This is a genomic window from Polaromonas sp. CT11-55 (assembly GCF_047303325.1).
Classification (GTDB): Bacteria; Pseudomonadota; Gammaproteobacteria; order Burkholderiales; family Burkholderiaceae_C; genus Polaromonas.
In genome coordinates this window covers 136135-157789 of sequence record NZ_JBKBEX010000001.1, presented here as the reverse complement: position 1 = coordinate 157789, position 21655 = coordinate 136135, and the positions used below count along the sequence as shown (strand labels likewise).

General features: G+C 65.4%; 24 protein-coding genes. 14 read left to right on the top strand and 10 right to left on the bottom strand.

All coding sequences use genetic code 11. The features are described 5' to 3' along the window. Positions 1 to 5 precede the first annotated feature (5 nt). The 3 genes from ACEN8I_RS00900 to ACEN8I_RS00890 are packed head-to-tail and all read right to left on the bottom strand — an operon-like array spanning position 6 to position 1694. Complete coding sequence (locus ACEN8I_RS00900; protein WP_413325312.1) at positions 6 to 593, bottom strand: GNAT family N-acetyltransferase; 588 nt, start codon at positions 591 to 593, stop codon at positions 6 to 8. Between the two features lie 2 nt (positions 594 to 595). After that, positions 596 to 823 carry a hypothetical protein gene (locus ACEN8I_RS00895; RefSeq protein ID WP_413325310.1) on the bottom strand — a complete coding sequence of 76 codons (228 nt, stop codon included), beginning with the start codon at positions 821 to 823 and terminating at the stop codon, positions 596 to 598. 16 nt (positions 824 to 839) lie between these two features. Continuing rightward, positions 840 to 1694, bottom strand: a complete 855-nt coding sequence (locus ACEN8I_RS00890; RefSeq protein ID WP_007863108.1) for an AAA family ATPase — start codon at positions 1692 to 1694, stop codon at positions 840 to 842. A gap of 136 nt (positions 1695 to 1830) precedes the next feature. Here ACEN8I_RS00890 and ACEN8I_RS00885 point away from each other — a divergent pair, with 136 nt between their 5' ends. Then, positions 1831 to 2484 carry a c-type cytochrome gene (locus ACEN8I_RS00885; protein WP_413325307.1) on the top strand — a complete coding sequence of 218 codons (654 nt, stop codon included), beginning with the start codon at positions 1831 to 1833 and terminating at the stop codon, positions 2482 to 2484. A 55-nt stretch (positions 2485 to 2539) separates the two neighbouring features. On the opposite strand, the gene ACEN8I_RS00880 is transcribed toward ACEN8I_RS00885, so the two are convergent. Beyond that, complete coding sequence (locus ACEN8I_RS00880) at positions 2540 to 2974, bottom strand: DUF1841 family protein (protein WP_074576501.1); 435 nt, start codon at positions 2972 to 2974, stop codon at positions 2540 to 2542. A gap of 191 nt (positions 2975 to 3165) precedes the next feature. Here ACEN8I_RS00880 and ACEN8I_RS00875 point away from each other — a divergent pair, with 191 nt between their 5' ends. Next, positions 3166 to 3387, top strand: coding sequence for a hypothetical protein (locus ACEN8I_RS00875; RefSeq protein ID WP_007863113.1), 222 nt, complete (start codon positions 3166 to 3168; stop codon positions 3385 to 3387). A gap of 6 nt (positions 3388 to 3393) precedes the next feature. On the opposite strand, the gene ACEN8I_RS00870 is transcribed toward ACEN8I_RS00875, so the two are convergent. After that, the gene (locus ACEN8I_RS00870) at positions 3394 to 4197 is read right to left on the bottom strand and encodes an IclR family transcriptional regulator (RefSeq protein ID WP_413325304.1); all 804 of its coding nucleotides are present in this window, start codon (positions 4195 to 4197) and stop codon (positions 3394 to 3396) included. Between the two features lie 116 nt (positions 4198 to 4313). Here ACEN8I_RS00870 and ACEN8I_RS00865 point away from each other — a divergent pair, with 116 nt between their 5' ends. From ACEN8I_RS00865 to ACEN8I_RS00840, 6 genes are all read left to right on the top strand, one after another. Beyond that, complete coding sequence (locus tag ACEN8I_RS00865) at positions 4314 to 5030, top strand: 3-oxoacid CoA-transferase subunit A (RefSeq protein ID WP_413325302.1); 717 nt, start codon at positions 4314 to 4316, stop codon at positions 5028 to 5030. Beyond that, positions 5027 to 5674, top strand: a complete 648-nt coding sequence (locus ACEN8I_RS00860) for a 3-oxoacid CoA-transferase subunit B (RefSeq protein ID WP_413325300.1) — start codon at positions 5027 to 5029, stop codon at positions 5672 to 5674. Before ACEN8I_RS00865 ends, ACEN8I_RS00860 begins: the two co-directional genes overlap by 4 nt. Positions 5675 to 5724: 50 nt before the next feature. Continuing rightward, complete coding sequence (pcaF, locus tag ACEN8I_RS00855) at positions 5725 to 6927, top strand: 3-oxoadipyl-CoA thiolase (RefSeq protein ID WP_413325298.1); 1203 nt, start codon at positions 5725 to 5727, stop codon at positions 6925 to 6927. 106 nt (positions 6928 to 7033) lie between these two features. Beyond that, positions 7034 to 7789, top strand: a complete 756-nt coding sequence (locus ACEN8I_RS00850; RefSeq protein WP_413325296.1) for a sulfite exporter TauE/SafE family protein — start codon at positions 7034 to 7036, stop codon at positions 7787 to 7789. 163 nt (positions 7790 to 7952) lie between these two features. Continuing rightward, complete coding sequence (locus ACEN8I_RS00845) at positions 7953 to 8843, top strand: adenylate/guanylate cyclase domain-containing protein (protein WP_413325294.1); 891 nt, start codon at positions 7953 to 7955, stop codon at positions 8841 to 8843. Between the two features lie 199 nt (positions 8844 to 9042). Continuing rightward, the gene (locus ACEN8I_RS00840; protein WP_413325292.1) at positions 9043 to 11370 is read left to right on the top strand and encodes a protein kinase domain-containing protein; all 2328 of its coding nucleotides are present in this window, start codon (positions 9043 to 9045) and stop codon (positions 11368 to 11370) included. 41 nt (positions 11371 to 11411) lie between these two features. Here ACEN8I_RS00840 and kefC read toward each other — a convergent pair whose 3' ends face one another. Both kefC and ACEN8I_RS00830 read right to left on the bottom strand, forming a co-directional pair. Further along, positions 11412 to 13262 (bottom strand): glutathione-regulated potassium-efflux system protein KefC, encoded by a 1851-nt coding sequence (gene kefC / locus ACEN8I_RS00835; RefSeq protein WP_413325290.1) that lies wholly within the window; start codon positions 13260 to 13262, stop codon positions 11412 to 11414. Next, complete coding sequence (locus ACEN8I_RS00830; protein ID WP_413325288.1) at positions 13262 to 13966, bottom strand: NAD(P)H-dependent oxidoreductase; 705 nt, start codon at positions 13964 to 13966, stop codon at positions 13262 to 13264. Before ACEN8I_RS00830 ends, kefC begins: the two co-directional genes overlap by 1 nt. Before the next feature lie 47 nt (positions 13967 to 14013). On the opposite strand from ACEN8I_RS00830, the gene ACEN8I_RS00825 reads away from it, so the two are divergent. Continuing rightward, complete coding sequence (locus tag ACEN8I_RS00825; protein WP_007863135.1) at positions 14014 to 14631, top strand: ParA family protein; 618 nt, start codon at positions 14014 to 14016, stop codon at positions 14629 to 14631. A gap of 51 nt (positions 14632 to 14682) precedes the next feature. Beyond that, positions 14683 to 15138 carry a MaoC family dehydratase gene (locus ACEN8I_RS00820; protein WP_413325286.1) on the top strand — a complete coding sequence of 152 codons (456 nt, stop codon included), beginning with the start codon at positions 14683 to 14685 and terminating at the stop codon, positions 15136 to 15138. A 21-nt stretch (positions 15139 to 15159) separates the two neighbouring features. Here the strand turns inward: ACEN8I_RS00820 and ACEN8I_RS00815 are convergent, their stop codons facing one another. The 3 genes from ACEN8I_RS00815 to ACEN8I_RS00805 all read right to left on the bottom strand — a co-directional run bounded on the left by ACEN8I_RS00815 (position 15160) and on the right by ACEN8I_RS00805 (position 16957). Further along, entirely contained in the window at positions 15160 to 15480 is a 321-nt protein-coding gene (locus ACEN8I_RS00815; RefSeq protein ID WP_413325284.1) for a hypothetical protein, read from the bottom strand. Between the two features lie 177 nt (positions 15481 to 15657). Continuing rightward, a complete protein-coding gene (gene trmL, locus ACEN8I_RS00810; RefSeq protein WP_413325282.1) occupies positions 15658 to 16134 on the bottom strand; it encodes a tRNA (uridine(34)/cytosine(34)/5-carboxymethylaminomethyluridine(34)-2'-O)-methyltransferase TrmL in 477 nt (158 codons plus the stop codon). Between the two features lie 31 nt (positions 16135 to 16165). After that, positions 16166 to 16957, bottom strand: coding sequence for a ComF family protein (locus ACEN8I_RS00805; protein ID WP_413325280.1), 792 nt, complete (start codon positions 16955 to 16957; stop codon positions 16166 to 16168). Positions 16958 to 17004: 47 nt separating this feature from the next. Between ACEN8I_RS00805 and ACEN8I_RS00800 the strand changes: the two genes are divergently transcribed. The 4 genes from ACEN8I_RS00800 to ctaD all read left to right on the top strand — a co-directional run bounded on the left by ACEN8I_RS00800 (position 17005) and on the right by ctaD (position 21636). After that, complete coding sequence (locus tag ACEN8I_RS00800) at positions 17005 to 17907, top strand: class I SAM-dependent methyltransferase (RefSeq protein WP_413325671.1); 903 nt, start codon at positions 17005 to 17007, stop codon at positions 17905 to 17907. A gap of 189 nt (positions 17908 to 18096) precedes the next feature. Then, the gene (locus tag ACEN8I_RS00795) at positions 18097 to 18597 is read left to right on the top strand and encodes a DUF2244 domain-containing protein (RefSeq protein WP_036836849.1); all 501 of its coding nucleotides are present in this window, start codon (positions 18097 to 18099) and stop codon (positions 18595 to 18597) included. 137 nt (positions 18598 to 18734) lie between these two features. Beyond that, on the top strand, positions 18735 to 19910 hold the full coding sequence (gene coxB / locus ACEN8I_RS00790; RefSeq protein ID WP_413325669.1) for a cytochrome c oxidase subunit II: 1176 nt from the start codon (positions 18735 to 18737) through the stop codon (positions 19908 to 19910). 91 nt (positions 19911 to 20001) lie between these two features. After that, complete coding sequence (gene ctaD / locus ACEN8I_RS00785) at positions 20002 to 21636, top strand: cytochrome c oxidase subunit I (RefSeq protein ID WP_074576535.1); 1635 nt, start codon at positions 20002 to 20004, stop codon at positions 21634 to 21636. The last annotated feature ends 19 nt before the right edge of the window (positions 21637 to 21655 follow it).

The window sequence follows — 21655 nt, the reverse complement described above, 5'->3', positions numbered from 1 at the left end:
GCGCTTCAGGCTCGAGGTTTGTCCAGTAGATAGAGCAGCTGTGCCTTGACTTCCGGCCACTCACCGGCCGCCAGGCTGTACATCACGGTGTCGCGTATGGTGCCGTCGCGGCGCAGCGCATGGCCGCGCAGCACGCCGTCCTTGCGCGCGCCCAGGCGCTCGATGGCGCGCTGCGAGGCGTGGTTGAAGTTGTCGGTGCGCCAGCCCACGATGTTGCAGCCCAGGGTCTCGAAGGCATGCGTGAGCATCAGGAGCTTGCAGGTGGTGTTGACATGGGTGCGCTGGCAGCGCGCGGCGTACCAGGTGTAGCCGATCTCGACGCGCTTGAGGTTGGGCACGATGTCGTGGTAACTCGTGGAGCCCAGCACCTCGCCGCTGGCGGCATCGGTCACCGCGAAGGCGAAGCGGTTGGCCGTGGCCAGCGCCGTTTCGATGTAGCCGCGGGTTTCATGCGGCTCGGGCACGGAGGTGATGCGCAGCTTCCAGAGCTCGCCGTCGGCGGCCGCGGCCTTCAGGCCTGCTTCGTGTTCCAGCGCGAGGGGCAGCAGGCGCACGCCGCGCGCCTGCAGTGTTACGGGTTCGACAAAAGCCATTCTCAGTTCTCTCCTTCGGGTTTTTGCCGCTTCCTCCAGCGCCTGGCCAGCTGCAGGCCCAGGCCGCCGCCCAGGCCCACCAGCACGATGCCGCCTATGGCGGCGTTGCCGTAGCCGTCCGCAAAAATATCCAGGCCCAGCAGCCGGCCGGCCCAGAAGCCCAGCAGGGCGCCGCCGACAAAACCGACCGCGTCGGACAGGCCTTCGAGCAGCAGGGATTTTTGGTTCATCAAGAGTGCCCCGCGTTCAGCGATTGTTGCGCTGCATGAAAACCAGCTTCTCGAACAGGGTCACGTCCTGCTCGTTCTTGAGCAGCGCGCCCACCAGCGGCGGCACGGCGACCTTGTCGTCCTTGCTTTGCAGGGCGTCCAGCGGGATATCCTCGGCGACCAGCAGCTTGAGCCAGTCCAGCAGCTCGCTGGTGGAAGGTTTCTTTTTGAGGCCGGGCAGGTTGCGCACGTCGTAAAACGTTTTCATCGCGGCGGTCAGCAGTTCTTTCTTGAGGTCGGGGAAGTGCACGTCCACGATCTGCTTCATGGTGTCGGCGTCGGGGAACTTGATGTAGTGGAAGAAGCAGCGGCGCAAAAACGCGTCGGGCAGTTCTTTTTCGTTGTTCGAGGTGATGAACACCAGCGGGCGGTGCCTGGCCTTGATGAGTTCGCGTGTTTCATACACATAGAACTCCATGCGATCGATTTCGCGCAGCAGGTCGTTGGGAAATTCGATGTCGGCCTTGTCGATCTCATCGATCAGCAGCGCTACCGGGGTTTCCGAGGTGAAGGCCTGCCACAGCACGCCCTTGACGATGTAGTTGTGGATGTCCTTGACCTTCTCGCCGCCGTCCACGGTGGACAGCTGCGAGTCGCGCAGGCGCGACACCGCGTCGTATTCATAAAGGCCCTGCTGCGCCTTGGTGGTGGACTTGATGTGCCATTGCAACAGCGGCAGGCCCAGGGACTGGGCCACTTCCTCGGCCAGCATGGTCTTGCCGGTGCCGGGCTCGCCCTTGACCAGCAGCGGCTTTTTCAGGGCGGCGGCGGCGTTGACCGCGAGCATCAGGTCCTGGGTGGCGACGTAGTTTTTTGAGCCTTGAAATTTCATGTTCTTGGGTCAGGGAGGTGAAGGTGGAGCGGGCTTTTGTGGGGCCTGGCCGGCAACGGGTGCCTGGCCGCGGCGGGCCCAGATATAATCCAGGGTTGTTTTATACGATGAATCCCCACCTGATTGTGCGCGCAAAATGAATAAGCTGTTCACCACGATATTCGCCGTTGCTGTCTCTTGTGCGACGGCTGCCAGCCTGGCCCAGGAGATCAAGGGCGACGCCAAGGCCGGCGAAACCAAGAATGCCATGTGCATAGGCTGCCACGGCATCAAGGGCTACCAGGCCTCTTTCCCCGAGGTCTACAAGGTGCCCATGATTTCCGGCCAGGGCGCCAAATACATCACCGCCGCGCTCAATGAATACAAAAAAGGCGAACGCAAGCACCCGACGATGCGCGCTATCGCCGACTCCCTGACCGACCAGGACATCGCCGACCTCGCCGCCCACTACAGCGCCGACGGCGCGGGCGAGCCGGCCAAGGCCGCCACGGAGCCCAGCACCGAAGTCAAGGCCCTGCTGGCCAAGGCCAATTGCGCCTCCTGCCACGGTGACAATTTCAGCAAGCCCATTGACCCGGCCTACCCCAAGATCGGCGGCCAGCATGCCGACTACCTGTTCGTGGCGCTCAAGGCCTACAAGACCGAGAACAACCCCAAGGTCGGCCGCGGCAACGCCATCATGGCCGGCATGGCCAAGCAGTACACCAATGCCGAACTCAAGCAGCTGGCCAACTACCTGGCCTCTGTGGATGGCGAGCTGAAGACTATTCCGCAGAAGAAGTTCCGCTAAGCCGGATTTTCCCGCCCAAACAAAAAGCCGCTTCATCAAGCGGCTTTTTTATTGTCTAGTCGCGAGTTGCGCGGCGCTGCACGCAGTCGATATAAGCCGCGCCATCGGGCGGTCGCCCCGCGCGCTGGCTTTCCCAGACCATCTGCCCCAGGCAGTCCATGGTTTCGTGGTGGGCGTCATGCAGGGAGTTGCGCCTGGCCGTCAGCAGTTCCACGGCCTGGCGTATGCCGCGCGGCTGGTCTATGGAGCATTGCTCGCTGATGGACAGGTGCATGGACAGGTGCAGGAACGGGTTGGTCTTGCCGGCCTCCACGTCGTACATTTTTTCGAGCGCGGCGTCGGCATCGGCAAAATCCGCGTGGTACTCGGGGTGCTCTTCGATCCACTGGCTGGCGATGGTTTCAATCGCCTCCATGGGCTGGCCGGCGCGGGCCTTGGCATAGACGGAACAGAAGAAGCGCCGGACGTCGGCTTGGGAGGGCGTGAACATGGGCGAAAGCGTATCACGCAGGGGTTTTCCATGGCCGGCGTGTGCCTGTTATCAGCGCTTGGGCCACAGGGGCCGCGGGCTGCGTCCTACAGACAGTTTGCGCGTCCCTGCCTACGCTGCTACCAGCGAGTGGCGCAGTTCCGGGGCGGGGCCACTCCCACCATTCACAGCCCGGCGAGGAGATCAACACCATGAACGCAGCACGCATCACAGGCATAGTCCTGATTGTTTTGGGCCTGGCCGGGTTTTTCACCGGCGGCTTCAGTTTCACCAAGGACACCACGGCCGCCAAGATAGGCCCGATACAGCTGACCGTGAAGGAAAAAGAGTCGGTCAATATTCCGCAGTGGCTGAGCCTGGGTGCTGTGGTGCTTGGTGCGGTGGTCCTGGTCCTCGGTTTTAAAAAGTCCTGACCGACCCTAGCTGCGTTGAACGCTGAGCATGCGCGAGATTGCCTGAGCCGCCTCTAGCAATTGCGGCAGCATGGTCTCCTGCATGGCCTTGGCGCTGGTGCGGTTGGCCTGGCCGCTGATATTGAGGGCGGCCACGGTTTGGCCGGCGCGGTTGGTAATGGGCGCCGCCATGGATACCAGACCCTCCTCGAGTTCCTGGTTGACCAGCGACCAGCCCTGCTTGCGCGCCTGGGCGACCTTGGCCGCGAGTTCTTTCACGTCAGTCACGGTGTATTTGGTGCGCGCCTCCAGCGTGGAGGCCTGCAGGCATTTCATGAGTTCGACCTCGGGCAGGGCCGACAGCAGCATGCGGCCCATGGAGGTGCAATACGCCGGCAGGCGCGAGCCCACGCCCAGGCTGATGCTCATGATCTTGTGTGTGGGCACGCGCAGCACATAGACGATGTCCGTTCCGTCCAGCACGGCGGCCGAACACGATTCCTTGACCTCGGCGACCAGCGCTTCCATGACCGGCTCGGCCAGGTTCCAGATCGGCATGGACGACAGATAGGCAAAGCCCAGGTCCAGGATGCGCGGCGTGAGGCTGAAGAGCTTGCCGTCGCTGCTGACATAACCCAGCGTTTCCAGCGTCAGCAAGATGCGGCGCGCGCCCGCGCGGCTCAGGCCGCTGCGCCCGGCGACTTCGGTCAGCGTCTGGCGCGGCGCGTCGGCGCTGAAGGAGCGTATGACCTCCAACCCGCGCGCGAAGGACTGCACATAGCCGTCACCCGGCTTGTGGGCTGTGATGGGCGTGGATGCGGCGTTTGCCATGGTGCGGGAAATCTCCTAAAATTCATTATACGAACTCTTGTTCTAATGTCGAACAATATTTGGTGCTCGCCCATGTTCTGTTCATGGATGCGGCCGCCGTACCTGGAGACGATTCAATGATCAACAAGATTGCCGCTTCCGTCGCCGACGCGCTGGCGGACGTGAAAGACGGCGCCACGGTGCTGATAGGCGGCTTCGGCACCGCGGGCATTCCCAATGAGCTGATCGACGGCCTGATAGAGCAGGGCGCCAAAGACCTCACGGTGGTGAACAACAACGCGGGCAATGCCGAAGTGGGCCTGGCCGCGCTGCTCAAGGCCGGGCGCGTGCGCAAAATCATCTGCAGCTTTCCGCGCCAGGCGGACAGCCAGGTGTTTGACGGCCTGTACCGCAGCGGCAAGCTCGAGCTGGAACTGGTGCCGCAAGGCAACCTGGCCGAGCGCATACGCGCGGCGGGCGCGGGCATAGGCGCTTTCTTTTGCCCCACGGGCTATGGCACCGAACTGGCCCGCAATGCCGACGGCAGCGCCAAGGAGACCCGCGAAATCAACGGCAGGCAGTATGTGCTCGAGATGCCGATCCATGGCGACGTGGCGCTGATCAAGGCCGAGCGCGGCGACCGCTGGGGCAACCTGACCTACCGCATGGCGGCGCGCAACTTCGGCCCGGTGATGGCGACGGCGGCGAAGAAAACCGTTGCCACCGTGCATGACATTGTTGAGCTCGGCGAGCTTGACCCTGAAACCATCGTGACGCCGGGCATCTTTGTCCACCACATCGTGAAGATTCAACGCACCGCTACGCAAGCGGGCGGTTTCAAGAAAGCGGCATGACCATGACTTACCAACGCCGCAGCAAGGACCAGCTCGCCGCCCGCGTCGCGCAGGATATTTTTGACGGGGCTGTCGTCAACCTCGGCATTGGCCAGCCCACCCTGGTGGCCAACCATTTGCCGGCCGGCCGCGAGGTCATCCTGCAAAGCGAAAACGGCATACTGGGCATGGGCCCGGCGCCCGCCGAGGGCCAGGAAGACTACGACCTGATCAACGCCGGCAAGCAGCCGGTGACGCTGCTCAAGGGCGGCGCCTTTTTCCACCACGCCGACAGCTTCGCGATGATGCGCGGCGGCCACCTTGACATCTGCGTGCTGGGTGCCTTCCAGGTCTCGGCCACCGGCGACCTGGCCAACTGGAGCACCGGCGAGCCCGGCGCGATTCCGGCCGTGGGCGGCGCCATGGACCTGGCCATAGGTGCGCGGCAGACCTGGGTCATGATGGACTTGCTGACCAAGCAGGGCGCCAGCAAGCTGGTGAGCCAATGCACCTATCCGCTGACCGGCATAGGCTGCGTCAAGCGCGTGTATTCCGACCTGGCGACACTTGAATGCACGCCGCAGGGCCTGAAGCTCATCGACACCGTTGAAGGCCTCACGCACGCCGAACTCGAAAAACTGGTCGGCCTGCCGATCGCGGCCTGACGCCTCACATCCGACGCCTGATATTCCCACCCTCTTCGAAAAGACACACCATGACCCAAGCATTTATCTGCGATGCGATACGCACCCCCTTCGGCCGCTACGGCGGCGCGCTCAGCAGCGTGCGCACCGACGACCTGGGCGCGATCCCGCTCAAGGCGCTGATGGCGCGTAACCCCAAGGTGGACTGGCAGGCGGTGACCGATGTGATCTACGGCTGCGCCAACCAGGCCGGCGAGGACAATCGCAACGTGGCGCGCATGGCGGCCCTGCTGGCCGGCCTGCCCATGGATGTGCCGGGCGCCACCATCAACCGCCTGTGCGGCTCGGGCCTGGACGCGCTGGGTACGGCTGCCCGCGCCATCAAGTCGGGCGAGGCCACGCTGATGATCGCCGGCGGCGTGGAAAGCATGAGCCGTGCGCCTTTTGTGATGCCAAAGGCCGAAAGCGCCTTCAGTCGCGCCAATGCGGTCTACGACACGACGATTGGCTGGCGCTTCATCAACAAGCTGATGAAGGAAAAATACGGCGTCGACGCCATGCCCGAGACCGCTGAGAACGTGGCGACCGACTACAAGATCAGCCGCGAAGACCAGGACAAGATGGCGCTGGCCAGCCAGCTCAAGGCCGTGGCCGCGCAAAAAGCCGGTTATTTCGACGCCGAAATCACGCCGGTGACGATCGCCCAGAAAAAGGGTGACCCCATCGTGGTCGGCAAGGACGAGCATCCGCGCGAGACTTCGCTGGAGGCACTGGCCAAACTCAAGGGGGTGGTGCGGCCCGACGGCACGGTGACCGCCGGCAATGCCAGCGGCGTGAACGACGGCGCCTGCGCGCTGCTGCTGGCTGATGAAGCCACGGCCGCAAAGAATGGCCTCACGCCGAAGGCGCGAGTGGTTGGCATGGCAACTGCCGGCGTCGCGCCGCGCGTCATGGGCATAGGCCCTGCGCCCGCAACGCAGAAAGTGCTGGCGCTGACCGGCCTCACGATGGCGCAGATAGATGTGATCGAACTGAACGAAGCCTTTGCCGCGCAAGGCCTGGCGGTGCTGCGTTTGCTGGGTGTGCAGGACGACGACCCGCGCGTCAACCCCAACGGCGGCGCCATCGCGCTGGGCCACCCGCTGGGCGCTTCGGGCGCGCGGCTGGCCACCACGGCGGTCAACCAGCTGCACAAGAGCGGCGGGCGTTATGCGCTGGCCACCATGTGCATAGGTGTGGGGCAGGGCATCGCGGTCATCCTCGAGCGCGTCTGAGCGGCGGCGTGAGGCGCTGCTGCCGGATTTCCGGCCGGCGGATAACATGGCGCCTTTCTTTCCTTGCGCCTGCACGCCACGGCCTGGGTAAACCGAAAGACACGCCGTGAGCTTCCCGCTGATCACCGACCCCTTTTTCTACGCCGTGGCGATTCCCGCCGTGCTGATGCTGGGCATCAGCAAGAGCGGCTTCGGCGCGGGCTTTGGTTCGCTCGCGGTGCCGGTGATGGCGCTGGCCGTCACGGTGCCGCAGGCCGCCGCCATCCTGATGCCGGTGCTGCTGCTGATGGACCTGCTGGGGCTGGCGGCCTTTCGCCGCGACTTCGATTTCAAGTTCCTGAAGTTCCTGGTTCCTTTCGGCCTGCTGGGCACGCTGGTGGGCGCCTTGCTGTTCAAAGTGCTGGACGCCAAGGTCGTCGCGGCCCTGGTGGGAATATTCACCTTGTTGTTTTTGGCGCAGCGCCTGCTGTTCCCGCCCCGGCCCGACAGCCCGCCGCCGCCGCGCTGGCTGGGCGCGATCCTGACCGTGACTTCGGGCTTCACCAGCTTTGTGTCGCATGCCGGCGGGCCGCCGCTGAGCGCCTATGTGATCCCCATGCGCCTCTCCCCGGTGAAGTTCACCGCCACCATGGCGGCGTTCTTTTTTGTCATCAACCTGTCCAAGTGGATTCCTTACGCCTGGCTGGGCCTGCTGGACCTGCGCAACATGGCGACCTCGCTGGCCCTGCTGCCGCTGGCGCCGCTGGGCGTGTGGATGGGCGTGCGCATGGCGCGCAGCATCAGCCCGGTGCTGTTTTACCGTTTGCTCTATGTGGGCATGCTGCTCACCGGGTGCAAGCTGCTCTGGGACGGCTTTCGCTGAGGGCGCCCATAGCGCGATTCGCCTGCCGCGTCCAGCCAGCCCCCTTGGCCCCGCGGGGTTTTGGGCCCAGACCCGGGACTTTTACCCGCCTTCATTCCGCGAATTTCTGTGAGAATCGCGAGCATGAGAACAATATGCTTACTCCGCGGCTGACCTTTCTTTCATGACCACTGTTGTTTTCGCCGATCTTGTGGGCAGCACCAGCATGTTCGAACGGCTGGGCGATGAGACCGCGTCGCGTTTCGTGACGCAGCTCATAGGCGTGCTCAGCCAGGTCTTTGAACAGCACCACGGCCGTGTCGTCAAGCTGCTGGGCGACGGCCTGTTCGTGGTCTTTCCCAACGAAGGTGACGCGCTCTCGGCCTGCATCAGCATCCAGAAGCGCCTGCAGGAAAAACCCATCAAGCCCGGCGGCAGCGGCGCGCCGGTGCAGATGCAGATGGGCATCGAATCGGGCGAAGTGGTCGAGATCGACGGCGACTGCTTCGGCGACACCGTGAATTCCGCTGCCCGCCTGGCCGACCTGGCCGGTGCCGCGCAAATCCTCACCACCGAAAACGTCTGGACCGCGCTGTTGCCGGTGCAAAGGTCGGCCCTGCGCAGCATGGGCCCCATGTACCTGCGCGGCCGGGCCGAAGCCAGCCACGTCTACCGCGTCGAATGGATGGCCGGGCGCGACGAGGACGCCACCATGGCGGGCCGCTCCATGTTCGCCTCGCCCAGCCAGGCTTTCCTCGAACTCAGTTTTGCCGGGCAGACGCTGAGGCTGGACGCCAAAAGCAGCAAGCTGGCGCTGGGCCGGGGCGCCGATGCCGCGTTGAACCTGAACGACCCGCGGGTCTCGCGCATGCATGCCACGCTGGAGTGGCGCGGCGGGCAATTCGTGCTGACCGACGCCTCCAGCTATGGCACCTGGGTCTACCTGGGCAACCAGAGCGAAGCCGTGGTGCTGCGCCGCACCGAGTGCTACCTGGTGGGCAGCGGCCACATCGTGCCGGGCTGCGACCGCACGGACGAGAACGCGCCGCTGGTCGCATTTGCCATCCGTACCTGAAAAGCTGCTCATGGCCGCGTATGCGGGCCGCAACAGGCGCGGCGCATCGGGAAAAGTTACGCTTTCCAGAGGCTTGTCCGTCCGGCGATGCAGGCTAGAATCGATTTTTGTTTCAAGACGTAGCCGGGCCGCTGGGTAGCCCGCAGGCCATCCCGCCTTTTATGCCTCTTCAGCCCATCTCGCCCAATTCCACCTCCTCATGAGTCTCAAGAAGCTTGGCCGATACGATCTGATCAACGTCCTCGGCAAGGGTGCGATGGGGCTGGTGTACGAGGGGCGCGACCCCAACCTGGATCGGCGCGTCGCCATCAAGACCATCAAGGTGGAAAACCTCTCCGAGGAGGCCGCCGCCGAATACGAGGTGCGCTTTCGCACCGAGGCCCGCTCCGCCGCGCGCCTGCAGCACCCGCACATCGTGAGCGTCTATGACTCCGACCGCGACGGCGACATCGCCTTCCTGGTCATGGAATTCGTCGACGGCGACGACCTCAAGCACCACCTGGACAAGGGCAACCTCTACACGCTGGAGCAGACCCTGGGCATCATGGGCGACCTGCTGTCGGCCCTGGAGTACGCGCACCGGCAAAGCATCGTGCACCGCGACATCAAGCCCGCCAACCTGCTGATAGAGACCAGCGGGCGGGTCAAGCTGACCGACTTCGGCGTGGCGCGCATCCAGGATTCGGGCGAGGCCACGCGCACGCAGGGCTCCATGGTGGGCACGCTCAAATACATGTCGCCCGAGCAGGTGCAGGGCCGCCCGATAGACGCCCGGGCCGACCTGTTCGCCGCCGGCATCGTGCTGTACCAGCTGCTCACGGGCAAGCGGCCCTTTGACGGCGACACCGATTTCGCGACCATCCAGCAGATCGTGGGCCACACGCCCGCGCCGCCCAGCAGCTTCAACCCCAAGCTGCCCGCCGCGATCGACGCGGTGGTGGCCAAGGCCCTGGCCAAGTCGCGCGACCAGCGCTACGCAAACGCGCAGGACTTCCTCGCGGCGCTGCAGGCCGCGGCCCGCGAAGCGGCCGACACCACGGTGCAGCCGCCGGCCATACCGGTGGGGCCGGGCAGCAACTCGACCTGGACCTCCACGCTGCTGGCCGGCGAAGCGCTGGTCGGCCTGCAGTCGGGCACCAGCGCCGACATCCCCATGGTGACGCAGGAGCTCGAGCTGGTTTACTGGAAAGAGATCAAGGAGTCCATGGATATCGAGGACATCCAGGGCTTTCTCGCCAGGTTCCCGTCCGGCATCTATGCCGACCTGGCCCGCCGTCGCCTCAAAAAGATGGGCGTGCCGGGCGGGGAGGATTCCGACATCGGCAGGCGCCTGGGCACCGGCACCCTGATCGTTCCGCGTCCGGCCGGCCAGGACACGGCCGGTGCGACCAACCCGGGGGCGACCAACCCCGGCGTGACCAACTCCGGAATCACCAACCCAGGGATCACCAATCCCGGGACGACCAACCCCGGTATCGCTCGTCCCGCTGTGACCAATCCCGGGGCGACAAATCCCGGGGTGACAAATCCAGGGGTGACAAATCCCGGCACGGCGACCGACCTGGCCTGGAAGGCGCTCGAGGAAGCCGCGGCGCAGGCGCCGGTGGTGCCCCCGCCCCCGTCCTTGCCGGCCGCCCCCGCAGCCGACGACCCGGATGCCACGCGAATGGGCGCGCCGGCCATGGCCGTGCCGCCGGTGCCGGCCGTGCCGCAGCCGCAGAGCGAGCCTTCCGAATGGCCGGAGACCGTGTTCAGCGATGCCGGACCGGTGACGGTCCAGTTCGAGGCCGCCGAGGCAAAAGCCAAGGCAGAAGCCGCGCCTGCCGCTGCTGCCGCAAGTGCCGCGACCGCTGTGCCCGAGGCCAGGCCGGAGTCCTCGCGCAAGCGCCGCAGCGCAGAGCCGGGCGCGGGCGCGAAGGCGTCCGCAGCCTCTCCGCCTCCTTACCTGGTGTGGGGCGGGATCGCCTTGGTGGCTTTGGTCATCATGGGTGTAGGCGTGAGGCAACTGTCGAAACCGAAGGCGCCGGCACTGGCGGCTGCCCAGCCGGCTGCTGCGGCGGCCGATGACGGCCCGGCGCGGCCCGCGGCGGCGCCAGCCGCTCCCCAGCCGGCAGTGCAAGCGGCGCAGGCCCAGCCCGCGGCGGCGGCCGCACCGGCTGCGGCGGCGTCGACGGCGGCCGTGGCCGCGCCCTTGTCCCCGGCTTCCAAGGCCGCCGCGGCGCAGGCCGTCGCGGCCAAAAAGGCTGCCCTCGAGAAAGAGCGGCTGGCCAAACAGCAGGCAGCGCAGGCCAAATCAGGCGGCAGTACCAGCGCGCCCGCGACCTCGGCCGCCGAGCACGCCCCTGCACCGGCGCCGTCCGCGAATGCCGGCAATCCGCGTCAGGCCTGTGAAGACCGCGTGCTGATCGGCTTCCAGATCTGCATGAACGAGCAGTGCGCCAAGCCGGCCTTCACCAACCACCCGGTCTGCGTGGAGCGCCGCGCGATGGAGCAGCGCCGGCGCGAGGCCGAGCAGCTCAGGCGCTGACCCGCGGTCGGCCCGCCAAAGGGGCACAGGCGCCCTCCGGTTTACTCCTCGTCCGTCGACTGCTGCTGGCCGTACCAGCCGGCGGGCCGGCGCTGTGCCTGCTGCTGGCGTTCCTGGGCGAGCTGCTCCTCAAGCTGCAGCCGGCCCTGCGTGGCCACGGCGATGACCTTGGTGCGGTCCTTGCGGTGCGGGTACATGCGTTCGAACAGCTCGAGGTTGTGCCGGCGAAAACGCATGGCGGCCTGGCGCGCCTCGTGCGGCGGCTGGCCCAGCAGTTCCAGCACGCTGCGCGCGCTGCGCAGGCTGGACTCGAAGACTTCGCGTTCGACCAGCATCACGCCGCGGTCGCGCAGCGCGTTCCAGTGCGTGACATCGCGCGCGCGCGCCACGATCTGCATCTGCGGAAAGTTCTCGCGCGCGATGTCGACGATCTTGAGCGACTGCTCCATGTCGTCCACCGACAGCACCAGTATCTTGGCCGTGGCCGCGCCGGCGGTGCGCAGCAGGTCCAGGCGCGTCGCGTCGCCGTAGAAGACGCGGTAACCGAAGGCGCGCACGGTTTCTATCATCTCGGCGTCGTGGTCCAGCACCGTGGCCTGGACGCCCTGGGCCAGCAGCATGCGGCCCACGATCTGGCCGTAGCGGCCGAAGCCGGCGATGATGATGGGCGCTTCCTGCTGCTCGGAGATTTCCTCCATCTGCGGCAGGTTGCAGTTGGCGTAGCGCGGTACCCAGAGTTTGTCGACGGCTACCAGCAGCAGCGGGCTCAGCAGCATGGACAGCGCCACCGCGCCTATCAGCAGCGAGGCGGTTTCGGCGGAAAACACCTGGGCCCCGGCGGCCGCCTGGAACACCACAAAGGCGAACTCGCCGCCCTGCGCCAGCAGCACCGCGAACACGGGGCGTTCCTGGAAGGGCAGCTTCATGAGCTTGGCCAGGCCGTAGATCACGCCCAGCTTCAGGCCCAGAAAGCCCACGAGGATGACGGCCATCAGGCCGGGCGAGCGCCACAGCACGCCGAAATCGATGCTCATGCCCACGGCGATGAAAAACAGGCCCAGCAGCAGGCCCTTGAAGGGCTCGATGTCGGTCTCCAGTTCGCGCCGGTATTCGCTTTCCGCCAGCAGCACGCCGGCCAGGAAGGCGCCCAGCGCCATGGACAGGCCCACGAACTGCATCAGCGCCGCGATGCTGACCACCAGCAGCAGCGAGGCCGCGGTAAAGATCTCGGGCGTGCCGCTGTTGGCGATCCAGCGCAGCAGCGGGCGCAGCAGCAGCCGGCCGCCCAGGATGATGGCGGCGATCGCGCCGACGATCTTCAGCGCCTCCAGTGCCCGCCCGCTGTGGCTGGCGGCCTCGTTGTCTCCGGCCATGGCGCCCAGCAGCGGCAGCAGCGCAAGGATGGGAATGGCCGCCACGTCCTGGAACAGCAGGATGGAAAAGCCCGCCTGCCCGCTCGACGTCGGCAGCAGGTGGCGCTCGCCCATGGCCTGCAGCGCGATCGCGGTGGACGACAGCGCCAGGCCCAGGCCGGCGACCAGCGCCGTCTGCCAGCCCACGCCGAAGGCCATGGCCACGCCGGTCAGCAGGGCGGCGCAGCCCAGCACCTGCGCGCTGCCCCAGCCGAAGATGGGCCGGCGCAAATTCCACAGGCGCTTGGGCTCCAGCTCCAGGCCGATCAGGAACAGCATCAGCACCACGCCGAACTCGGCGAAATGCAGGATGTCCTGCACATTGGTGACCAGGCCCAGGCCCCAGGGACCTATGGCGATGCCGGCGGCCAGGTAGCCGATGATGGAGCCCAGGCCGAGTTTTTTGGCCAGGGGCACCGAAATGACGGCAGCCGCCAGATAGATAAAGCTGTTGACCAGCCAGGTAGGCGCGTGCTCCATCAGGCAGCTCCCCCGGCATTGGCCGCAGCTGCGTGCTCGACCAGCCGGTCCCTCATGGGCACGACGCAGGCGGCGCATTGCTCCAGGTCTTCGAGTTCGGGCCAATCGGGATAGCTTTGCAGGCGCTGGCTGAAGGTGGCGACGTGTTCGTCCACGGCCTGCCGGCCTACGCTGTGGGCGCCGTGCAGCATCAGCGGCGGCAAAAAGCGCATGCCGCACAGGGCCGCGCTCTGTTCATAGGGCGGCAGGAAGGCATCGAAAAAATACCGGTTGTAGCCTTGCGGGTGGTAGGAGTCCTCGGGGCCGCCCGTGGTGGCGACCAGCCACAAGTCCTTGCCCTGCAATGCCCGGCCCCGGCCGCCTTCATCGCCGGCCTCGCCTTCGCCGTAAGCCCAGCCGTAGCTGAACACCTCGTCGAGCCAGAGCTTTTGCAGCGGTGGCATGGAATACCACTGGATGGGGTGCAGCAGCACTACCAGCTGCGCGCGTTCCAGGGCGGCCTGTTCCTTCGGAACGTCGATGGCGTAGTCGGGATAACTCGAGTAAAGGTCTTGTACCTGCACACGCGGCAGGGCCCGCGCGGCTTCCATCAAGGGGCGGTTGACCCGCGATTCGCGCCAGGCCGGATGGGCCGCAATGACATAAATGTCAGTGTTGGCCGCGTCGCCCGTGGGTTTGTCAGTGGTTGTGATAAGGCTGTCCATGCCGTTACCATAGCGGAAAAGCAAGCTTCCATAACAAGGAGATTCGCATGCCCGTGGTTGTGATCGCCAATCCGAAGGGGGGCGTCGGCAAGACGACGCTGGCCACCAATGTTGCCGGATTTTTCGCCAGCCAGGGCCATACGGTCATGCTGGGGGACGCCGACCGGCAACAGTCCTCACGGCTGTGGCTGGGCCTGCGCCCGCCTGCTGCCCGGCAGATCGCCACCTGGGATGTGAATGCCGACCTGATCGTCAAGCCGCCCAAGGGCACGACGCATGTGGTGCTGGACACCCCCGGCGGCCTGCACGGCTGGCGCTTCAACGACGTGCTCAAGCTGGCCGACAAGGTCATCGTGCCGCTGCAGCCCAGCGTGTTCGACATCTTCGCCACGCGCACCTTCCTGGACCAGCTCGCCGAACACAAGCACGCCGGCAAGATGCAGGTGGGCATTGTCGGCATGCGCGTGGACGCTCGCACCATCGCCGCCGACAAGCTGCGCAGCTTCGTCGAAGGCCTGGGGCTGCCGGTGCTGGGCTACCTGCGCGACACGCAGAACTACATCCACCTGGCGGCCCGCGGCCTGACCCTGTTCGACGTGGCGCCCAGCCGGGTCGAAAAAGACATGGAGCAGTGGAAGGGCATCTGCGAGTGGCTGGAACGTTGACTTGTCGCTGAGCCGACAAGGACCAGGCGGCCGGGCCGCTACAGTGGCGGCATGAGAATCTTCGCAACACTGGCCGAGTTGGCCGCCTGCACCGGCCAGGAAGTCGCCGTCAGCGACTGGATCACCATCACCCAGCAGCAGGTCAACCTGTTTGCCGAAGCCACGGGCGACCACCAGTGGATACACGTCGACGTGGAAAAAGCCAAGGCCGGGCCCTTTGGCGGGCCTATCGCGCACGGCTTTTTGACCTTGTCGCTGCTTCCGCGCTTTTTTGAATCGTCCTTTGACATCACCGGCTCGCGCATGGGTGTGAACTACGGCCTCAACAAGGTGCGCTTCACCGCGCCGGTGCCGGTGGGCAGCCGCCTGCGGGCACGCATGAAGCTGCTGGCGGCCGAGGCGATTGACAACGCCGGCATGCAGATGACCTGGGAAGTGACGGTGGAGCGCGAGGGTTCGGCCAAGCCGGTGTGTGTGGCCGAGTCGCTGGTGCGGCGCTATCCCTGAGCGGGTGGGGAGTTCGGGCGCCTAGATGCGCAGCAGCTGGCCGGCTGGCAGCCAGCCTTCAAATACCTCGATCAGGCTGTTGATGCGTTCGGCAGCCTCGCTCTGGCTGTGCGTCTGGGCGATGCACTGGTGCAGGTCGCTGCGCAGCAGCCACAGGTCGGCTGGTGTCTTGGCGACATTGACCTTGTAGATGAGCCGCTGGGTGCGCATGTCGCGGCAGTCGTGCAGCAAGGCCAGCAGGCTTTCCCGGATCTGTTCCACCGGCACACGGTTGACCGGCCGTCCCGAGTCGGAAAAAGCGGGCGCCGCAAGGCCCAGGATACGCTGGATAACCGTGTTCACAGAAGGCTCCTGCCAGTCTTGTGAACTGGGCGATGGGGAAGGGGTAAGGCTGGGATGGCCGGGTATCGGCATCCGCTCGCTTAAGTTTGAAGGACGAATAATAGGGTTTTCACCTAGCTTCTGGCAAGGAATTTGGGCCGGCGGCGGATGGGCGGTCGCCGGGCCGTCAGCCGGTCGTCAGCTTTGCGCCGCGCCGCCAAAACCGTTCTGCCGCCAGGCCTCGAACACCGTGACGGCCACGCTGTTGGACAGGTTCAGGCTGCGCTGGCCGGGCCGCATGGGCAGTTTCAGGCGCTGGCCCGGAGCGAACGATTCCCGCAGTTCGGGCGCCAGGCCGCGGGTTTCCGCGCCAAACACCAGCCAGTCGCCGGGCTGGAAGCGCGTCTCATACAGGCTGGCCGAACCCCGGGTGGTCATGGCGAACAGGCGGTCTGCCGGTGGTTGCTCACTTTCGAGCAGGGCCTGCCAGCTGGCATGGCGCAGCAGCTGCGCGTACTCGTGGTAGTCCAGCCCGGCGCGGCGCATGTGCTTGTCGTCCATCGAAAAGCCCAGCGGCTCCACCAAGTGCAGCCGGCAGCCGGTGTTGGCCGCCAGCCGGATCACATTGCCGGTGTTGGGCGGGATTTCGGGTTCGACCAAAACGATATTGAACATGCGGGAGAGCGGTAAGGCGGAGCCCGGGATTCTAGGCGGGGGCCGTTCTGGCAAATACCACGGCGGTGATATGCGTAGCGCCCGCATCGCGTAAAGCCTGCGCGGCGGTGTACATCGAGGCGCCGCTGGTCATCACGTCGTCGACCAGCAGCACGCGCCGGCCCCGCAGTTGCGCCGCGCGCAGCGGGTCGACCTGGAAGGCGCCTTTGACATTGGCCAGCCGTGCCTCGCGCTTGAGCTGGCTTTGCGGGCGGGTGTGCCTGACGCGCAGCAGCAGTTGGGCGTCGGGGCGGGCGGCGGTCCGCGTCTGTTGGGCCAGCGCTGCGCAAAGCTCCCAGGCCTGGTTGAAGCCGCGTGCCCGCAGGCGCTCGGTCGACAGCGGTATCGGCAGCAGCCAGTCCTCGGGCCCCAGTTCGCCCAACACCCGCACCAGGCCAGGCGACTGCAGCAGCAGGCCCGCAAAAAAGCCGGCCCAGCCGTGCCGCTCGCCGAATTTGTAGCCGGCGACCAGCGTGGACCAGGGGTAGGCGTAATCAACGCCGGCGAAGGCGCGGTCCAATGGCGGCGGCTCGACGGCGCAGGCGCCGCACAGCGGCGGGCCTGCTCGCAAGCCCATGGAAAGGTCGGCGGGCAAGGCCAGCGCGCAGCGGGTGCAGCGCGCCTTTGCTTGCGCGAAGCGGGCCACGCAGGGCTCGCACACCTGGCGCGCGGGCCAGCTGCGGCAGACCGCGCACTGGCTGGCGATCCCCGCCTTGATGCCGCGAGCAAAGCCGCCCCAGCGGGGCAGGAATGCGGAAGGGGCAAGCAGGCGTGTGAACACCATGCCAATATACTCGCCTACCTTTTGAACGAGACGCCTTGCCTTCTTCCATGACCCCCACCGAGCGCCCGCCCACGCTGGACCCGATCGCCGTCAGCCGGTGGGAGCGCAGCGCGCCCCTGGCCTCGCCCTGGCTGCATGAGGAAGTGGCGCGCCGCATGATGGACCGCCTGCAGTGGATCAAGCTGCAGCCCCAAAGCTGGGTGCACTGGGGCGCGCTGCGCGGCGGGCTGCAGGCCCATGCGCAACTGGCCAAGACCTATCCGGGCGCCGCGGCCTTTGTGCTTGAAAACAGTCCGCGGCGCACGCGCGAGGCCATGAAGGGCATCGTGCAGCCGTGGTGGACGCCGCGGCGATGGACGGCCGCGCCGGTGCGTTTTGAAGCGCCGCCGCCCGGCAGCGCCGACATGCTGTGGGCCAATATGACGCTGCATGAGTCGGCCGACCCGCAGGCCTTGCTGGCGCAGTGGCGCGAGGCGCTCAAGGTCAACGGTTTCCTGATGTTTTCATGCCTGGGCCCGGACACCGCGAAGGAGTTGCGCGAGGTCTACGCGCAACTGGGCTGGCCGCCCGCGGGCCACGAGCTGACCGATATGCACGACTGGGGCGACATGCTGGTGCAGACTGGTTTTGCCGAGCCGGTGATGGACATGGAGCGCATCACGCTGACCTATGCGACGCCTGCGCGCCTGCTGCAGGACCTAGCCGAGCTGGGCCGCAACTTCCACCCCGCGCGGTTTCCCGCCTTGCGCGGACGTGCCTGGAAGATGCGGCTTGAAGAGGCGCTGGCAAGCCGTCTTGCCAAAGATGAGGACGGGCGTTTGTCCTTGACCTTCGAGGTCATCTACGGCCATGCACTGAAGGCGCCGCCCAAGGTGAAGGTCAGCGCGCTCAGCGCGGTGTCAGTGGCCGACATGCGCAGCATGCTGCAGGGCGGGCGGCCCGGCGCCTGAGTGCCGGCCCTGGGTGCCGGGGCTGTTGCGCGGGTGCCCATCCGGCCCGCCGCGAGCACTGGTTTGGGGGCTTTTTCAGGGGAACGGCAGGGCAAACCGGCTACAATTCAACACAGATTTTGGGGATGTTCCCAAGCCTCGCGCGGCCCGTGCCCGGCATGGACCGCTGTTTTTTTGGGGGGTTGCCGCATGCTGCAGCCAACGCCAGCGTTTCGTTTTGCCACCTCGCCCGCGCAGGGTACCCACAGCCACGGTGCTGTGCTGTGGCTTCTCAAGCGTCACTGTTCACTCACCCCGGCCCAGCTCGGGTGGCTTTACGTGTCGCTGTGCGGCGTTTCGCTGGGGATCGCGGCATTCTTCTGGGCCCAGGGCGCCACCATGGTGATGCCTTTTGCCTGGGCTGAATTGCTGGCGGTGGGCGCGGCCTTTGTGGTGTATGCCCGCCATGCGGGGGACGGTGAAAAAATCGTCCTCGAAGGTGGGCAACTGGTGGTGGAGCTTGAAACGGCGGGGCGCACCGAGCGCGCGGAATTCAACCGCGAATGGGTGCGTATCGAACCCAAGGATGGGGATGGCTCGCTGATTGAAGTGTCCGGGCAGGGGCGGTCGGTGCAAGTGGGGCGGCATGTGCGGCCCGAGTTGCGTCCCGCGCTGGCCCGCGAGATACGGATGGCGTTGCGAGGCGGTTGAAGAGGCGCTGAAAGTCTCGCGTCAGTTCAGGTGCGGCGGGGGGACCCGCCGCTAACTTTATAATCAGCCGGTTAATTTGGTCGGTAATTGAAGCAGAAAAAGTGATCACGATGAACGTAAGCAACACCATGAGCAAAATGACACGGCTTGGCATGCAGCATGCAAGCGCAATTCTGGTATCTGCGGCCGCCTGGGTCAGCACCGCCGCTTACGCCGTCAACGACCTGAAGGGTGGCCCCGCAGTCAACCAGCTGAACCTGCACCCGGCCGTGACCAAGATCGCCGAAGAGCAGCAGTGGTTGCACTGGTTCATGATGGCCATCTGCCTGGTGATCTTCGTGGCGGTGTTCGGCGTGATGTTTTATTCCATCCTGAAGCACCGCAAGTCGGTGGGCCACAAAGCGGCCAACTTCCATGAGTCCACCGCCGTGGAAATCGCCTGGACCATCGTTCCCTTCCTCATCGTGATCGGCATGGCGCTGCCCGCCACCAAGGTGCTGGTCGCCCAGAAGGACACCACCGGCGCCGACCTGACCATCAAGGCCACCGGCATCCAGTGGAAATGGGGCTATGACTACATCAAGGGCGAGGGCGAAGGCATAGGCTTTGTCTCTACGCTCGACAACACCCACCGCGAAATGTCCGACAACGGCGGCCCCAAGGCCGGCGAAGCCCCCGACAACTACCTGCTCAAGGTCGACAACCCGCTGGTTGTTCCCGTCAACAAGAAAATCCGCATCATCACCACCGCCAGCGACGTGATCCACGCCTTCGCGGTGCCGGCCTTCGGCATCAAGCAGGATGCGATTCCCGGTTTTGTGCGTGACACCTGGTTCCGCGCCGAACAAGTGGGCGACTTCTACGGCCAGTGCCAGGAACTCTGCGGCAAGGAACACGCCTACATGCCCATCCACGTGAAGGTCGTCTCCGCCGCCGACTACAGCGCCTGGGTCGCCGTCAAGGCCAAGGAAGCCGCCGCCAAGGCAGATGATCCTTCCAAGGTCTGGACCCTGGTCGACCTGAAAGCCCGCGGTGAAAAGGTGTACGCCGCCAACTGCGCCGCCTGCCACCAGCCCAACGGCAAGGGTGCCGGCCCGATCAAGCCGCTGGACGGCTCGGCGATCGTGCTCGATGCCGACCACGGCAAGCAGATCCACACCGTGCTCAACGGCGCCGCCGGCGGCGCGATGCCATCGTGGAAGGCTTTGAGCGACACCGATCTCGCTGCCGTTATCAGCTACACCAAGAACAACTGGTCCAACCAGACCGGCCAGATCGTGCAGCCCGCTGAAGTGCAGGCTGCCCGCAAGTAAACCGATCCGCCCCACGACCAGAATTCGCCGGCGCCCTGCGCGCCGGCCGCCAAGATAAAGCTACAGGCCAAAGCCACCAAAGGAAGCCAAGATGAGTGCAGTTCTAGACCATCACGACCACGCGCACGACGACCACCACGACCATGCCCCGGCGGGCTGGCGTCGCTGGGTCTTCGCGACCAACCATAAAGACATCGGAACGCTTTACCTGCTGTTCAGTTTCTTTATGTTGATGTTCGGCGGCGTGCTGGCCTTGCTGATCCGCGCCGAGCTGTTCCAGCCCGGCCTGCAACTGGTGAACCCTGAGCTGTTCAACCAGCTCACCACCATGCACGGCCTGATCATGGTGTTCGGCGCCATCATGCCGGCCTTCGTGGGCTTCGCGAACTGGATGATTCCGCTGCAGATCGGCGCAGCCGACATGGCTTTCGCCCGCATGAACAACTTCAGCTTCTGGTTGATGATCCCTGCCGGCATCATGCTGGCCGGCTCCTTCTTCATGCCCGGCGGCGCGCCCGCCGCGGGCTGGACGCTCTACGCGCCGCTCACGCTGCAGATGGGCCCGTCCATGGACGCCGGTATTTTCGCGATGCACATCCTGGGCGCCTCGTCCATCATGGGCTCGATCAACATCATCGTGACCATCCTGAACATGCGCGCTCCCGGCATGACGCTGATGAAGATGCCGATGTTCTGCTGGACCTGGCTGATCACCGCCTACCTGCTGATCGCCGTGATGCCCGTGCTGGCTGGCGCCATCACCATGACGCTGACCGACCGCCACTTCGGCACCAGCTTCTTCAACCCCGCCGGCGGCGGCGACCCGGTGATGTACCAGCACATCTTCTGGTTCTTCGGCCACCCCGAGGTCTACATCATGATCTTGCCGGCTTTCGGCATCATCAGCCAGATCATTCCGGCCTTCTCGCGCAAGCGCCTGTTCGGCTACGCCTCCATGGTGTACGCGACCGGCTCCATCGCTATCCTGAGCTTCGTCGTGTGGGCTCACCACATGTTCACCACCGGCATGCCGGTCACGGGCCAGCTGTTCTTCATGTACTCCACCATGCTGATCGCCGTGCCCACGGGCGTGAAGGTGTTCAACTGGATCGCCACCATGTGGCGCGGTTCCATGACCTTTGAAACCCCCATGCTGTTCGCGGTGGGCTTCATTTTCGTGTTCACCATCGGCGGCCTGACAGGCGTGATTCTGTCGGTCGCGCCGATCGACATCCAGCTGCAGGACACTTATTACGTGGTGGCCCACTTCCACTATGTGCTGGTCGCCGGCTCGCTCTACGCCCTGTTTGCCGGCTACTACTACTGGTCGCCCAAATGGACCGGCGTCATGTACAACGAAACCCGCGGCAAGATCCACTTCTGGTGGTCGCTGATTTCCTTCAACGTGACTTTCTTCCCGATGCACTTCCTGGGTCTGGCTGGCATGCCGCGCCGCTATGCCGACTACCCCATGCAGTTCGCCGACTTCAATGCGGTGGCCAGCGTGGGCGCCTTCTTCTTCGGTTTCGCGCAGCTCTATTTCTTCCTGTTCATCGTGGTGCCCACGATGCGCGGCAAGGGTGCACCGGCCAAGCAGAACCCCTGGGTCGATGAAGGCGGCAAGGGCGCTGAGGGCCTGGAATGGGAAGTCCCATCCCCCGCGCCTTTCCACACCTATGAAACCCCGCCCAAGCTGGATGCCTCGGCAACCCGCGTGATTGGCTGATTCAAACTCCATCGGTAAA

Excerpts from the sequence above, each read along its gene's own strand:
- ACEN8I_RS00900 (WP_413325312.1), bottom strand. The coding sequence starts at position 593 with ATGGCTTTTGTCGAACCCGTAACACTGCAGGCGCGCGGCGTGCGCCTG.
- ACEN8I_RS00895 (WP_413325310.1), bottom strand. The coding sequence starts at position 823 with ATGAACCAAAAATCCCTGCTGCTCGAAGGCCTGTCCGACGCGGTCGGT.
- ACEN8I_RS00890 (WP_007863108.1), bottom strand. The coding sequence starts at position 1,694 with ATGAAATTTCAAGGCTCAAAAAACTACGTCGCCACCCAGGACCTGATG.
- ACEN8I_RS00885 (WP_413325307.1), top strand. The coding sequence starts at position 1,831 with ATGAATAAGCTGTTCACCACGATATTCGCCGTTGCTGTCTCTTGTGCG.
- ACEN8I_RS00880 (WP_074576501.1), bottom strand. The coding sequence starts at position 2,974 with ATGTTCACGCCCTCCCAAGCCGACGTCCGGCGCTTCTTCTGTTCCGTC.
- ACEN8I_RS00875 (WP_007863113.1), top strand. The coding sequence starts at position 3,166 with ATGAACGCAGCACGCATCACAGGCATAGTCCTGATTGTTTTGGGCCTG.
- ACEN8I_RS00870 (WP_413325304.1), bottom strand. The coding sequence starts at position 4,197 with ATGGCAAACGCCGCATCCACGCCCATCACAGCCCACAAGCCGGGTGAC.
- ACEN8I_RS00865 (WP_413325302.1), top strand. The coding sequence starts at position 4,314 with ATGATCAACAAGATTGCCGCTTCCGTCGCCGACGCGCTGGCGGACGTG.
- ACEN8I_RS00860 (WP_413325300.1), top strand. The coding sequence starts at position 5,027 with ATGACCATGACTTACCAACGCCGCAGCAAGGACCAGCTCGCCGCCCGC.
- pcaF (WP_413325298.1), top strand. The coding sequence starts at position 5,725 with ATGACCCAAGCATTTATCTGCGATGCGATACGCACCCCCTTCGGCCGC.
- ACEN8I_RS00845 (WP_413325294.1), top strand. The coding sequence starts at position 7,953 with ATGACCACTGTTGTTTTCGCCGATCTTGTGGGCAGCACCAGCATGTTC.
- ACEN8I_RS00840 (WP_413325292.1), top strand. The coding sequence starts at position 9,043 with ATGAGTCTCAAGAAGCTTGGCCGATACGATCTGATCAACGTCCTCGGC.
- kefC (WP_413325290.1), bottom strand. The coding sequence starts at position 13,262 with ATGGAGCACGCGCCTACCTGGCTGGTCAACAGCTTTATCTATCTGGCG.
- ACEN8I_RS00830 (WP_413325288.1), bottom strand. The coding sequence starts at position 13,966 with ATGGACAGCCTTATCACAACCACTGACAAACCCACGGGCGACGCGGCC.
- ACEN8I_RS00825 (WP_007863135.1), top strand. The coding sequence starts at position 14,014 with ATGCCCGTGGTTGTGATCGCCAATCCGAAGGGGGGCGTCGGCAAGACG.
- ACEN8I_RS00820 (WP_413325286.1), top strand. The coding sequence starts at position 14,683 with ATGAGAATCTTCGCAACACTGGCCGAGTTGGCCGCCTGCACCGGCCAG.
- trmL (WP_413325282.1), bottom strand. The coding sequence starts at position 16,134 with ATGTTCAATATCGTTTTGGTCGAACCCGAAATCCCGCCCAACACCGGC.
- ACEN8I_RS00805 (WP_413325280.1), bottom strand. The coding sequence starts at position 16,957 with ATGGTGTTCACACGCCTGCTTGCCCCTTCCGCATTCCTGCCCCGCTGG.
- ACEN8I_RS00800 (WP_413325671.1), top strand. The coding sequence starts at position 17,005 with ATGACCCCCACCGAGCGCCCGCCCACGCTGGACCCGATCGCCGTCAGC.
- ACEN8I_RS00795 (WP_036836849.1), top strand. The coding sequence starts at position 18,097 with ATGCTGCAGCCAACGCCAGCGTTTCGTTTTGCCACCTCGCCCGCGCAG.
- coxB (WP_413325669.1), top strand. The coding sequence starts at position 18,735 with ATGACACGGCTTGGCATGCAGCATGCAAGCGCAATTCTGGTATCTGCG.
- ctaD (WP_074576535.1), top strand. The coding sequence starts at position 20,002 with ATGAGTGCAGTTCTAGACCATCACGACCACGCGCACGACGACCACCAC.